Origin of the sequence: Vibrio tetraodonis (genome assembly GCF_003350295.1) — a bacterium.
GTDB lineage: Bacteria > Pseudomonadota > Gammaproteobacteria > Enterobacterales > Vibrionaceae > Vibrio > Vibrio tetraodonis.
In genome coordinates, this window is sequence record NZ_QLYY01000005.1 from 105,711 (window position 1) to 118,679 (window position 12,969).

Here is a 12,969-nt window from a genome sequence, read left to right on the forward strand (position 1 = left end):
TTAATGCATGTATAAGCCGCCATTTACAGATAAGGTTTCACCTGTAATGTAAGCGCCAGAATCACTAATTAAAAACGATACAGACTGAGCAACTTCTTCTGGTGTTGCTAAGCGTTTCATCGGAATTTGAGCTTTAATTGACTCCAGCACTTCTGGCTTCATTTGCTCAACCATAGGAGTACCAGTGTAGCCTGGTGCAACAACATTCACCGTAACACCGCTGCGAGCACCTTCAGCAGCAAGCGCTTTTGAAAAGCCAATCATTCCTGCTTTAGCCGCTGAGTAGTTGGCTTGACCAAATTGGCCCTTCAAGCCATTTACTGATGATATGTTAATGATTCGGCCGTTACCCTTCTCACACATGGCATCAAATAAAGGCTGAGTAACATTGAATACACTGTTGAGATTGGTATCGATAACTTCCTTCCAAGCAGAAGCGCTCATCTTTTTAAACATTGAATCTCGAGTAATACCCGCGTTGTTCACCACGACATCCAATGTTCCCTCTTCTTGCATTAGCTGTATGAGACGCTCAGCGCACTGCTCGGTATTAGTGACATCAAGCTCAAATAAGCGGACCTGATCCTGACTAAACTCTTTGTCATTAAACCAATCCAGAGCACTCTGATGATTGCCCGTAGAGTATGTTGCGATAACACGGTAACCTTCCTTAACTAGCTGCGAAGAGATTGCAGAACCTATTCCACCTTTTGATCCTGTGACCAAAGCAAGTTTTTTCATTGATGAGACTCCATTAGTAATAGCTCGATAATTTGTTTATCTGCTATTAACCGATGCTACAAATAAAAGCCAAGTAACGTTATTAGTTATATATGAATCAGGAAACAGCTGTACCCGTTCTGTTATTTTAAAGTAAAGGCTTAATATTTCAGTTCAAATACTTTTTGACTTTAGTTGCATAATGTTGAAGGAGATCTCATATAGTATGAAATGTTACTCTAGTGTTAAATCACTTCATCTTTTTGTTTTAAAAGGAATTTATTTAAATGATAGGAATAATTTTAATTTATAAACCTATGTTTTTTATGAGGTTTTTATTTTTATTCGTTATTACATAGATCTTATCTTTGAACTCACTCCGTTATATCTAGTAGTTCGATGGTTTAATTTTATCATTAAACTTCATAACAAAAATGAAATCGATTTCAATTTATAATTATATAATTAGTAGGTAATTAATATTGTTGGTTAAGTAAGTTTATAATTAATAATATATTTTAACCAAAATACTAAGAGAAAAGATAAAGCGGTGTTTTTGATATTATTAATATCGAAGAAATACGAAAACTTTAGTCTGTGATTGGAATAATACCTAACTAAATAGCTAGTCACCCTGATTAGAGCATAATGACATGCTGTTAAACCTAAGAATCAGTAATGTTGATGTCAATGAAAATACTTAAAAGGAAAAGTCTGCACTATGCAGACTTTATTAAAAACTGTTCAGAAGACTCTGATAATTGGTGTCAATAATCACATAGGTAATAAGATACATTATTGAAAACAATAATGCTGATATGCCGAGTATTACTTTAGGTGGAATAACCCGTTTTAAAGGCTGTTTGAGGTACTTTGCTTTTAAATTAACTAGAGAAACTTTCTCGTTTTCCACCATTCGCTCGTCTTTTATTAGACGATAGATGGTATTAGCGATGTCAGAAAGCTTTTCCTGTCCACGCTCTTCAATACCATACTTACCTTGAAAGCCTAACTGTATTAGCAAATAGAGCAATTCAATTACATACCGATAGCGTCTAGGATCAGCCTTAAGCCGTTCTAGAATGGTAAAAAACTTATCGCCACCTGAGGTCTCGTTATGAAACTCCGCGAGCAAGCTATTTTGGCTCCAATTGCTGTTTGCCCCCCACTCTTGGCGGCATACTGCCTCATCGATAGCAGCACACAGACAATACCGAATCACTAATACCGATGCCCGATCAACTTCCATTTCATTCAACTTTCGTTCGCCCTTACGAATTTCGCGAGCAATCTGTTCCCTGAATGGCTGAGGATCCTCGAGCCAAGGAATGGAAGACATGCAAGACAGGCTAGCAATTAACCATGAAAATTGATCCACCAATGGATTGACGCCCATTTTTTCTATACTGGGATCTTTCAGTGCTATGTTGCGGGATAAATCAGGAGCAGGCATAACCTCCATAGGCTTACCCAAATCGGGTTGGAATAAAACAACCGTTACATCATTATCTACGTAACTCATACTCTTACAGCCCATAATTGTAGAGATAGATTAGCAAAATCACCAGAAACATGAACCGCAATGGCCGACGCCTGCTCCAATGCTGCCCACTCTTCACTGGCTCTCTCCAATTCAAAATAGGTATAACCTGCATGATAAGGCAATGCTCTTGGTACTACAGGCATAGGTTTAATTCCTATTCCTGGCAGCTGGAGATTAATAAGATCTCGTATGTTATCAATTGAACCGATTTTGGTTTGGCTGACAAACTGAGTATGAAGTATATCCAGCGTAACGTCGGCTTTGACTGCAAGAATAAAGGTGGCGGAGTCAACCACTTTCTTGTCAGGAATGACCGCAGTACGAATACCAAAGTTCTGTTCCTGCAGTGTCAATGGTATTGCTCTTTGCTCAGACATTACGCTCAGAGTACGTTTGGTATGCTCTAATACTTTTGACATGCAAACCGTTAAATCGCTGTGATTGTATTCTACAAATTCTGGTGGTCGACGTGAAGTGGAGCATAGAGTCGAGAGTTCACCTTCTACTTGAAGAAGGATCCGATATAAGGACTCTGGGTGCACACCCTCGACACTGGAAAAGTGCCAAAGTAAAGGTTCGTAGCGATTAAGTGCTTGTAAAAGCATAAAATCAGACACAGTAGAGACTCCCTGCTGATCGACCGTACCAAGGCGCTCAACAATAGAGTCCGCTCTGTGTTTTAACATAGAAGCAAATTCATTGGTAAACTTGGAAAGCAGCTCTGATGCCTTAATATCGATACAAGTAGGGATGTAGCGATCATCGAGAACAATACTGCCATCCGTCTTCACTTCCGATATTTTCAAAATAGGGATACCAGTGTAGGCGCTGCGGTCCTCATCTTCATACATCAGACAAAATTTTAACTTACCTATGGCAATATTTGCGGTATCTTCACTATCGTAACATGAGTCAACTGCGTCTTGGTAACTCACTATATAACGTGCATCATTTCTATCAGATCCGAACAGCTCTTCGCGTTCCGAGGGAAGTGGACAACACAAGTAAATCACTTTATCGGTTATCGATGGATCAACTTCTTTAACATCGGGCACATCGGCAAGAGCTGGCAAATCAAAAGGCGTTTTATCTTGAAGTACACCCGCCGCACTTGTTACTGCAATCTTTCCTTGAGTCAAAAGCTCAGTATTAATCTTGATTCGATTAACTCCCCACATTAATGGAGAACTATTTGAGAACAGCATACTACTCCGCTTAGACTGAGAGCGGTCTAGCTGTTGGAAGTGTTGTGGCTTCATGAACATGCCATCTTGCCACACAACTGGATTATATAGCGACATCTCGTGCCCCTTAAAAATAGGTTTGCTCAATTCCACGCGTCGAATCGAACGATAACTCGTTTTCATCTAGCTTCAGTTTTAGGAAATACTCTGATTTTTCTTCAATTAGCTCGATTTTTCTCCATGATGAACCATTGATGTCACGAAAAGCAGCCGAAAAACCTAGCGCTCTTGTTGCAGGGTCCAGTTCCAATACTTGATGAATTTGCTCACCAGGTTTTAGTTGGTACTCATAGCGCTTAATATATTCATCGCCAAGAGATGCCTTGTCGTTGTCAAATAATGCAAAAAAGTCTAAGTTGCGAAATAGTACAGGAGATGAAAGCTCGTGAATTCGCAAAATAACAGGTGAAGGCTGACCCATTTTACGTACATTAAGCTCGGGAGATGCCTCGATAACGAGTTCAATGGAAGAGGTTTCTGGCGTAATACCACTTGATTCTTTAAATTGCTCCCACATTGAGCAACCTGACAAGAATAGCAGGATTAGCAGGTAGGTAAGTTTACGCATGCTTTTCTTTTAATAACCTATTGTAGTTTTCTTGTACGAGTTTCTTTGTGCCGACACCATGTACACCCTTCAAGCTATCTAGGTAGTGTAACTTGTATGAATCCCACAATTTCTGTTTGATCAAAAAACCCTTATTTTCATTTTTTTGTTCGAACACTATGGGATCATATTGACTAATACTTTGCTGAACATAACTATTGAGAGCTTGTTCATAGAGTGATTTATGTTCACTGATTTCATCAAGCATTTGTTCCACTAGTTCATTCGGCGAAAGCATGCTCTGTTTGTTGAGATCCAACATTAAACTTATTAAGTCAGTATCTGTCGCTGCGTGGGATTGTTTCAACTCTTCAATTTCAACTAACTCATGCTGCAATTTAGTCATACACAAACGTAGACACATGCCCATTTGCTCGAAAAGGCGCGGATCCTCTCTCAACAGTGAATCATCTGATATGCCCAACCCTTTTCTAAAAGCATCGATAATATTTACTGTATCTGAGGGAGCTACAGCTTCTATTTCTGTTGTTTGTTGGCTAGGAGCGACTTCTTCCCATTCTTGAGTCGAAAGCTTAGTGGAAGCGGGCTGCGCAATCGTACGGTCGTTTAACTCTTTTAAAATCGGCTCTTTGGCTATCGATTTCTCAACAGTTCTAGTTTCATCACCTGACATCCAATCTTCTGGAATTAAACTAGGTGCATCAAATTCTGAATAGACATTTAAGCTATCATCTACGAGCTGGCGCGTAGACTTTTCGATTGAAGGAGCTTTTTCAATCTCACTTGTTTCAGACCTAATGAGATGATCATCATCTTTGTCTAACGAGAACTCAAGATGTGCCATAGGATCAGACATGTCAGAGTCTTCTAACTGAGTTTCTAGGAACATTTCCTCTAAAGGCCCCTCTTGCTCCAACTCAAACTCTATCTCATCTAAATTGGCCAATGGATCTTTATTATCCCTATCTGGAGTAATATCGCTGGCAATGTCTAAACGGCTTGACTCTCGTTCAACACTCACCGATAGTTCATACTGACCAAGCGAAATGCAATCCCCTTCGTGAATGGGAATAGGCTGGTTTTTTAGTAGCTTATTACCATTTACAATTAGTCCATTAGTACTAACATCACTAATGTAGTATGCATCGCCATAAATACTAATAAGGCAATGTGTACTCGATATATAACGATTGTGATCAATCAAAGGTACTGAGCAACCTGGATTACGGCCAATGGAGCCGCCATTTTCTGGCAGCTCAATAAATTTAGCCCCCGTGTACTCTTCAGGGTGCTTTGATATAACTATTACTAATCGCTCCAACAAAGCTATTGCCCTCTAAAACAGAAGTGACACGGTAAGTTCAAGCCCACCTAAACCATCGTTGTAGACAGGTAAAATGTATGAAGCTTGAGGGATGATCTGAATATGCGCATCTGGGTCACTTCCTAACTTAATGACCGTACCTATAGTCGCCACAGCTCCTGCTTCAAACTGATCAATATCATCAAGCTGTGAACCATACTTAACCCCTTCACCATCGACAGGCCAACGGTTCGAATATTGACTATAAGCAGCAGAAATGCCAGCACCAATATAAGGGGTAAAGATAGACCAGCTTCCTAATGCATATTGCGGAACAACCCTTATTTCATAGTTGGTCACTTCCTGATATATACCACTTGACGGAGCATCAACAGCCTCGCTTAAATAGTTAAAACCTAACCACCATCTCCAACGATTATTGTCTTCATCGATCGGCCGAGTATGCACTAAGCCATAACGGATAGCATCTGCAGTACCACTCTCTCCCTGCTCATATTCTATGTTATCTATGCTCAACATACTGACAGAGCCACCGTAGCGCTCTCCTTTCGCATTGGCCACTGCAGATACAGTAAATGCTAGAGCCAATAAGCTCCACTGACTTAACTTACTCATCCTTTTATCCTCAAAAGGTCTAAAGTAAAAATACAAATGAAAGAAAGAGCAAAATAGCAGGGTAGGTTACAAATTCAATAGCGAAAAAAAAAATCCACATAAATATTTCCTTTTTCCTAGTATTACCTTCCTTTTCACTATGAAAATGAACATTTCGACTAGCCGATTAAATTCCAAACAAGATGTTTAGATAGCACACCATCATGTGTAAATATTTTTATAATCAACCAGATTTATAACATGGTGTATATTTAGCCATATTACCTATGTCGCACGATTTTTAATTTATAGTTCTATCAACTAAACTTTAGTAGCAACAGGCGGCGCTCACATTTAATAACTTTTAATCAGGTTTAATTAATATTCTATCTACAAATTACTTTTCTCCCACGTAAAATCCTCCCTTGATAATGAAACGTCTTAATTAAGAATTTTTATAAAATTGATTGAGTCTTTATAACTAGCGTCACTTGGGTAGGATTTCATGTACTTTTCAGACTTCGCTCGACGACCAATAAGCGAGCAGACTCCTTGCGGTGTCAACCCGAATAACCTCGATGATTTTGAGGAGATAAAGCGACAGATAAACAATATCAATAAGGTAACAGGGCGCGTCTCATGGAAAAAAGTACAACAACTCTCTAAAGACATACTAAAAAATGAAAGTAAAGACTTACGCTGTGGCTGCTACTATGCTGTAGCGTCAGCTCATAATGATGGTCTTAGCAGTTTTGTAGACGCATTAAATGTTATTTTAGATTTATGCGTCGTTTATTGGTCATCATGTTACCCAGAAGTGTCCAAATCTAGTGCTCGCATGGGCGCGTTAGAGTGGCTAGTCGAACATGGCGAAAAGAGAGTCAAGCTATTCAATGTCACCGTCGATGACATGGCTATTCTGGAAGCAGGACACAGAGTATGTCTGAGAATAGAGGAAGAATTGAGACTCCACTATGGACATAAAGCGCCCTCTCTAGGAGGGATAAGACGTATTTTTAGCCAGTTCATTGACGATGTAAAAGAGTTGGAAGATAAGCGAGAACAAGCACAAAACAGGGCACTACAGCAAAAAGAAAAGGCCAAAGCAAATAATGATAAAGTGGCTGGGGCAATCACAGTAAAAGTAAATCCCCCAGCCAAACAAACGCAACCCTCAGCCGATGTTGAACCTGAAAAAAGTCACTCTGCCGTATGGGCTGTTTCTATTGCTGTAAGCGTATTTATCTTAGCTTTAAGTGCTTTTTATCTGAAGAAAAACCTACTACTTACAGACTATGAACAAAAAATAGCATCGAACAACGTGTCCATATTGTTGCAAGTTACTCATGATCTTAGTACTGAAAATAAGGATACTATCGAGAGGCTAAAACAACCTCTCATTGGGGTGATTGATACCATGGTATTCGATTTGAATAAATCCCCAGAAAAAGTAACCAAGCTTAAAACATTGAAAGAAATCATTGAAAATCTTGCAACAATTTATTCAGATTCCTCTTCAGTGCAAGTTTTATCAGCAGAGCTGGCTCGCTATGACGAGCAAATGCAAAGGGATTTTAGAGAAATAAGTCGTCGCTTTGCACGTGCTCGTACCGCGATAGCGAACTTAAAGCTTGATACCAACGACTCCAATACCGAACTCGCATATCAATACAGTAACTCTTTATTCCCTTTATTGGGCAGAATTGAATATGCAGAAAAAACTAATGACCCTGAAGAACTCGATCGCTCGTTGAATTTAATCAACGTCTATTTACATAAAATCGCTCAACTCAAAGCGACACAAACCCAAACATCACTCGATAAAGTTGTGGCTGAATAATCATGTTAAAAAATATAATACGTCATCCTATATTTCTATCCACTGTACTCGCTATAGTGTTTATTGGTGGACTCTCAGCAGCACACTTTTGGGCACCCGATACTGTTACAAAGACTATTTGGTTTATCGGCATTGGTGGTATAGCACTCATTTTTCTAGCCTATCAAGCCATTCTTTTTGTTAAAAAAAGAAAGCAGAATAAAGACCAGCAGCTTGAAACAGAAGAGGAAGCATTAAGCCTGGTCATTAGGCCTCTGCTTAATAATTCTAAAGCTAAGCCGATATATTTGATGTTGGGTAACCGAGCGGCTGGCAAGAAGCAATTCCTGTTTAGTTCAAATGCTATTAAAGCCTTGGACAATTCAAAGACGAAGAAAAATGACTTCTTTGAGTGGTATGAATCTGATGATGCTATCTATTTAAAACCTGATCAGCGTTTAGTCTTTCAAGAAGTGTCAGCTTCCGACTCGTCACTATGGACAACACTGATTGCAGAGATACTAAAAAGTCGGCCACGTAAACCATTTGCTGGTTGCTTGTTTTTCACCGATCTCGAGTTCTTGATTATTTCTGAAGAAGAGCAGATCGATTATACTCTTACCACGCTTATCGAACGTATTTCATCTATTTGTGATAGAACAAGTACAGCGCTTCCCATCTATATGGTGATCTCTAAATTGGACAAGCTCCAAGGCTTCAAAGAATATGTTCAGCAGAGTCCTCTTAAACATAACATCGAGTACCTATCCATTGCTCTAAAAGACTCTAAAGGTGTTCTTGTCGACTATTATCGCGATAGTTTTAAAAACCTGATTAGAGTAATCGAAAGTAATGCACTAGACTCTACCTCTGCCTCAAACGATACAAAAGAAAAACAGGCTATTCTGTCTTTTCCTAAACAGCTAGAGATCTGCCAAAAGGAAATAGAGTATGTCGTACAACGTCTATGTGACGTCAATCGTGGAGCGTATTATCTCGATCTTCGAGAACTATTTTTCGCTTCATGCCTACAGGGTGGACGCAAGTACAACTTACTTGCTAAAAGTTGCAGCAGTTACTTTAATTTGCCAATCATTGCTTCAGAACATACTCAACTCTCTGAAACATCGTACTTTACTCGTTTCTTAGTCGAATCTCAGATACTGCCTGAGGCCGATTTTGCAGGCGAAAACAAGAATTACCTTAAGCGTATACTTAGGCAAAGCCGATTAGCCATGGCTGCTTCTATTCTGTTTCTTTCCGGAGGTGCTTACCTTTTAGCAACAACTCTTGATAGCAATTTAAAGGTCATATACCAATTGCTGGATATTGAAAAAGAAACTGTCGAACTAAGCTCGAGTCGACAATTAGACGAAAGCTTGGCAAATGCAATTAAGAAGATTAACCCCATATATGATGCTTGGTTAGAAGGCAGTAAGGCCATTGATGAAGAGATACTTTCTCTTCATGTAAGCCGATTAGAGCCGACAACTAAGATGGCGTATCAAGTCCTCATTGACTCTATACAAAAAGAGTTAGTACCGGTTATCGAGCAAACATATCGTGTGCAGTTAACCAAATATCAGGATCAGCCTCTTAAAGCCCTACCCGTTTTGAAAGGCTACCTGATGTTAAAAGAGCCAAATAAACGTGATTTGGCTTATATGACTGCACAAACCAACTCAACCTTATCTGCGGTAATTGGCGAGTCAGCGCAAGTCAGCACAACCATGAAATACCTGAAGGCATATTTCAGAACCGATTTCCCTCCCGTCGATATTAATATGGGAATTGTGCGAGCTACACGCCGAACATTGCTCGCACAATCGAATATCGATCTTGTCTATGCTCAATTAATTCATCAGGCTGAAGCTATTGATCTTGGAACTCTTAATTTAGAGCGTGCCGTGGGCTTTGACTTCAATAATGTCTTCAATGACAAAGTTGATCAGCAATTAATTGATATCAGTAAAGTCTACACTGCGACGGGGTTCAGTACTTTTTATCGTCCACGAGTTGATCTTATGTCTAAAGATGTAATCGCCAATAACTGGGTGTTAGGACTGTCTAAGAATGTGATACCCAGTAAAAAGGAGCTCGCTGTCTTTAAAGACAAAATACGCAAGCGATACGCTGATGATTACGTCAGTTATTGGCGCAACGCACTGAGTGAGTTAAAAGTTAAAAAGTATGACTCCATTGGTGACCTTACTAACGCCATTGATCTGGTATCAGGGCCATCATCACCCCTTACTACTGTGTTGAAGCAGGTCTACTCGAATACGCATTTCTCACCAACAGGTGATAAAGAATTGTTCGCTAATAAACTGCCTAAACTGGCAACAGAAGCCATCGACAAGGCTGCCGATTCAGCGGAAGAGTTTGTACAACCCGACTACTTACTCATGCAGCGAGTAGAACAAGCTTTCTATCAGCTGAATCAATTACAAATTAACGAAACGCCAAACTCCCCTACTCCATGGGATGAAATCGTAACAGCATTGAGTCAGCTACGCACATACATGAAGGACATTGCCGACTCACCAGACCCGAAAATGGCCTCTTTACTTGCTGCGCGAAAACGTATGCAAAGCTCTGAAGCAGATCCCATCATACGTCTAAAACAAATCGCTCAGAAGTCACCTGAACCTGTGCGCAGTTGGCTATCAGGCTTGGTTCAACAAAGTTGGTCTGTCATGATCGCAGAGTCAGCAAAAGGTGTTCAAGACCAATGGTATAGCGAGGTATATACCAAATATACAGAGTTAGCGCTTAACAAATATCCTTTCGACCTAAACGCTGAAGAAGAAATCACGTTAGAAGACTTTGAGCTACTGTTTGCAAAAGGTGGGATCATTGATACTTTTGTCCAACAAAATCTAGCTTCGTTTTACGATACTAACCTTTGGACTCCAAAGCGTGTTGAAGGTGAAACTATGCCTCTTACACCGCAGCTTTTGGTACAACTTAAAAATTATAATGTAATACGAGACACCTTAATTAATAAGAGTACCAACCGTGTGTCTATTCCATTTACGACCAAAGTGCTTGACTTAGACTCAAGTGCAATACGCGCGACCGTGTCAGTCGCGGATTCACAAATGAGCTATTACCATGGGCCGAGTCGAATTCAAGAATTGGAATGGCCACCCAAAAGTGGTGAGTTCAACGTAAGTATAACAATCCAAGACGTTACCGATGAAGGTAAACAATATGTATTGAGCAAGGATGGTCAGTGGGCAATCTACCGACTGTTGGGCCAATCAACACTAACAAATCAGCATGATGGTAGCTTTGTTAGTGATATAACTGTTTCAGGTCGAGACTTGAAACTGAGAATAAAGCCGCTCGCGCAAAAGAACCCATTTACTTTAGCTGAGCTGTATAACTTCTCACTACCCGAAACCATCAATTTATAAAAGCAGACTAATAAAAACAACGTAAGGCAGGATATAATGTCAACTACTAACCTTCAAGGATTAGACAAATTAGATAGGAAAATACTTTCAAGTCTTTTGTCAAATGGCCGAGAGTCAATAGCGAATCTTTCGCGAAATATTGGCTTATCACGTACCGCAGTCGCTGAGCGAATCAGTCGACTGGAAAAAACTGGTATCATAAAAGGCTATACCGCTCAAATCCGAGTAGAGAAAGATGATAGGCCGGCGTCTAGCTACCTGCTGATTTCTTGTGAAAAAGGTAAGAAGAATAATGTCACGGAAGCGCTAAAAGAGCTTCCAGAGGTGAGAGTAACCAGTATCGTCGGTGGCGCGTACGATATTATTGTTCTCATTGAAGCACCCGATCTTCAGTCGATACATACCCTGTGCAATGAAATAGAGTCATTTAATGGTATTGAATCCTTAAATAACACTGTGGTATTGCACGAACCGATTCGACGATAAGGCCCATACACACAATTACGACACTTTCTAACCTTGGGCGTAGATATAAATTTAAAGCCACATATTTTTATGTGGCTTTTTGCTTTTACAATCGAATATTGCTTATGTATTACAAATGCCATAGCAATGGTCGGCATACACACGATCACCAATTTGATATGCATTAGGTATTATTTTTTGAAGAGTAAAACCACACTTTTCTAACACACGCTCCGAGCCTATGTTGCCCTCGGTGACAACAGCACTAAACTCGGTAATACCGCAGTTTATTCTGGCCCAATTGAGCAATGCTTTTAATGATTCAGTGCCATAACCCATACCATGAAAACTAGGTAGCAACAAATACCCAACCTCTGCCACACCATTTCTTATTTTGAATCCCGTGATACCAATCTTTTTATTCGTTTCCAACATTGAGATTGTCAAACAAAGCCATTCTCCGGACGCTCTACTCCAAGTGGGTAAACAAGATTCAAATTTTGCATCTAGCTCGTCACTTGATGGTTCATCAAAACACAACGCGATAATCTCAGGTTCGGAATGTAAAACATAATATAGATCGCGATCACACAATTTCAACTGCGTCATAATCAGACGCTCGGTTCTAATTTCCATTGTTTCTCTATGCTCAAACAGATGTTTTAGGATTGGGCCTCACGGCAATAGCAATGCGATTAACTGTATAAATCCACGAAGTTTTTCTTTATTTAAATGCTATGATTGCTTATATTTTCTGTCTATGCAATCCGTAACACAATCCAATAAATCATGAAGTTTATCAGCGAAAAACATGGCGAAGTTTCTGCGATTAATTTAATCCACTATCCAGAATATCTCTCTCTTTTTGCTCAATGGGCAGAAAGCGAATGGGGCTATGTAAGAAATAAAGGCGTCGAGTTTCGCACAGAGTTATTTAAGCAATACATAGAGTCTGATGGTATCCCTGAAATGTACGGTTTATTCATACAGGACTCCCCTGTTGGTATGTTTGCAATTGAACACTGTGAGTCTCAAGACAATACGCTATTTTTGAATTACCTGTATATTACACCCAAATATCGCTCAGCAAGCATAGGCACCAAAACAGTAGAACTAGCGAAACAAATTTGTCGCACCTATAAGGCTGATTTTATGCAGTTAACAACGTTAGAAACCTCAATGAATGCATACTACGAAAATCTTAGTGGCCATATAATTGGCAAGGAGTATTTTTACACTTATCCAGCAACCAGAATGGAAATAACACTCTAAC

11 protein-coding genes are annotated in these 12,969 nt (G+C 39.7%); 4 read left to right on the top strand and 7 right to left on the bottom strand.

Going from position 1 to position 12,969, the window contains the following annotated elements; genetic code table 11:
• From DPF90_RS00775 to DPF90_RS00800, 6 genes are all read right to left on the bottom strand, one after another.
• Complete coding sequence (locus DPF90_RS00775; RefSeq protein WP_114783674.1) at positions 1-741, bottom strand: SDR family oxidoreductase; 741 nt, start codon at positions 739-741, stop codon at positions 1-3.
• A gap of 712 nt (positions 742-1,453) precedes the next feature.
• The gene (gene icmH, locus DPF90_RS00780) at positions 1,454-2,242 is read right to left on the bottom strand and encodes a type IVB secretion system protein IcmH/DotU (protein ID WP_162813962.1); all 789 of its coding nucleotides are present in this window, start codon (positions 2,240-2,242) and stop codon (positions 1,454-1,456) included.
• Complete coding sequence (tssK, locus tag DPF90_RS00785) at positions 2,239-3,564, bottom strand: type VI secretion system baseplate subunit TssK (RefSeq protein ID WP_114783678.1); 1,326 nt, start codon at positions 3,562-3,564, stop codon at positions 2,239-2,241. The genes icmH and tssK overlap by 4 nt, the downstream gene beginning before the upstream one ends.
• Before the next feature lie 10 nt (positions 3,565-3,574).
• Entirely contained in the window at positions 3,575-4,075 is a 501-nt protein-coding gene (gene tssJ, locus DPF90_RS00790; RefSeq protein WP_114783680.1) for a type VI secretion system lipoprotein TssJ, read from the bottom strand.
• Positions 4,068-5,399: a type VI secretion system-associated FHA domain protein TagH gene (gene tagH / locus DPF90_RS00795; protein WP_114783682.1), complete on the bottom strand. Its 1,332-nt coding sequence runs from the start codon at positions 5,397-5,399 to the stop codon at positions 4,068-4,070. The genes tssJ and tagH overlap by 8 nt, the downstream gene beginning before the upstream one ends.
• Before the next feature lie 12 nt (positions 5,400-5,411).
• Complete coding sequence (locus DPF90_RS00800; protein WP_114783684.1) at positions 5,412-6,014, bottom strand: hypothetical protein; 603 nt, start codon at positions 6,012-6,014, stop codon at positions 5,412-5,414.
• Between the two features lie 484 nt (positions 6,015-6,498).
• Here DPF90_RS00800 and DPF90_RS00805 point away from each other — a divergent pair, with 484 nt between their 5' ends.
• The 3 genes from DPF90_RS00805 to DPF90_RS00815 are packed head-to-tail and all read left to right on the top strand — an operon-like array spanning position 6,499 to position 11,717.
• Positions 6,499-7,833: a type VI secretion system ImpA family N-terminal domain-containing protein gene (locus tag DPF90_RS00805; protein ID WP_114783686.1), complete on the top strand. Its 1,335-nt coding sequence runs from the start codon at positions 6,499-6,501 to the stop codon at positions 7,831-7,833.
• A 2-nt stretch (positions 7,834-7,835) separates the two neighbouring features.
• Positions 7,836-11,231, top strand: coding sequence for a type VI secretion system membrane subunit TssM (gene tssM, locus DPF90_RS00810; RefSeq protein ID WP_114783688.1), 3,396 nt, complete (start codon positions 7,836-7,838; stop codon positions 11,229-11,231).
• Between the two features lie 36 nt (positions 11,232-11,267).
• Positions 11,268-11,717, top strand: a complete 450-nt coding sequence (locus DPF90_RS00815) for an Lrp/AsnC family transcriptional regulator (protein ID WP_202408543.1) — start codon at positions 11,268-11,270, stop codon at positions 11,715-11,717.
• A gap of 102 nt (positions 11,718-11,819) precedes the next feature.
• On the opposite strand, the gene DPF90_RS00820 is transcribed toward DPF90_RS00815, so the two are convergent.
• Positions 11,820-12,332, bottom strand: a complete 513-nt coding sequence (locus tag DPF90_RS00820; RefSeq protein ID WP_114783692.1) for a GNAT family N-acetyltransferase — start codon at positions 12,330-12,332, stop codon at positions 11,820-11,822.
• A gap of 153 nt (positions 12,333-12,485) precedes the next feature.
• Between DPF90_RS00820 and DPF90_RS00825 the strand changes: the two genes are divergently transcribed.
• Positions 12,486-12,968, top strand: a complete 483-nt coding sequence (locus tag DPF90_RS00825) for a GNAT family N-acetyltransferase (RefSeq protein ID WP_114783694.1) — start codon at positions 12,486-12,488, stop codon at positions 12,966-12,968.
• The last annotated feature ends 1 nt before the right edge of the window (position 12,969 follow it).

Bases quoted from the DNA above. Each gene is read 5' to 3' on its own strand.
- tssJ (WP_114783680.1), bottom strand. From the start codon at position 4,075: ATGCGTAAACTTACCTACCTGCTAATCCTGCTATTCTTGTCAGGTTGC.
- DPF90_RS00825 (WP_114783694.1), top strand. From the start codon at position 12,486: ATGAAGTTTATCAGCGAAAAACATGGCGAAGTTTCTGCGATTAATTTA.
- DPF90_RS00775 (WP_114783674.1), bottom strand. From the start codon at position 741: ATGAAAAAACTTGCTTTGGTCACAGGATCAAAAGGTGGAATAGGTTCT.
- icmH (WP_162813962.1), bottom strand. From the start codon at position 2,242: ATGAGTTACGTAGATAATGATGTAACGGTTGTTTTATTCCAACCCGAT.
- DPF90_RS00815 (WP_202408543.1), top strand. From the start codon at position 11,268: ATGTCAACTACTAACCTTCAAGGATTAGACAAATTAGATAGGAAAATA.
- DPF90_RS00820 (WP_114783692.1), bottom strand. From the start codon at position 12,332: ATGGAAATTAGAACCGAGCGTCTGATTATGACGCAGTTGAAATTGTGT.
- DPF90_RS00805 (WP_114783686.1), top strand. From the start codon at position 6,499: ATGTACTTTTCAGACTTCGCTCGACGACCAATAAGCGAGCAGACTCCT.
- tssM (WP_114783688.1), top strand. From the start codon at position 7,836: ATGTTAAAAAATATAATACGTCATCCTATATTTCTATCCACTGTACTC.
- tssK (WP_114783678.1), bottom strand. From the start codon at position 3,564: ATGTCGCTATATAATCCAGTTGTGTGGCAAGATGGCATGTTCATGAAG.
- DPF90_RS00800 (WP_114783684.1), bottom strand. From the start codon at position 6,014: ATGAGTAAGTTAAGTCAGTGGAGCTTATTGGCTCTAGCATTTACTGTA.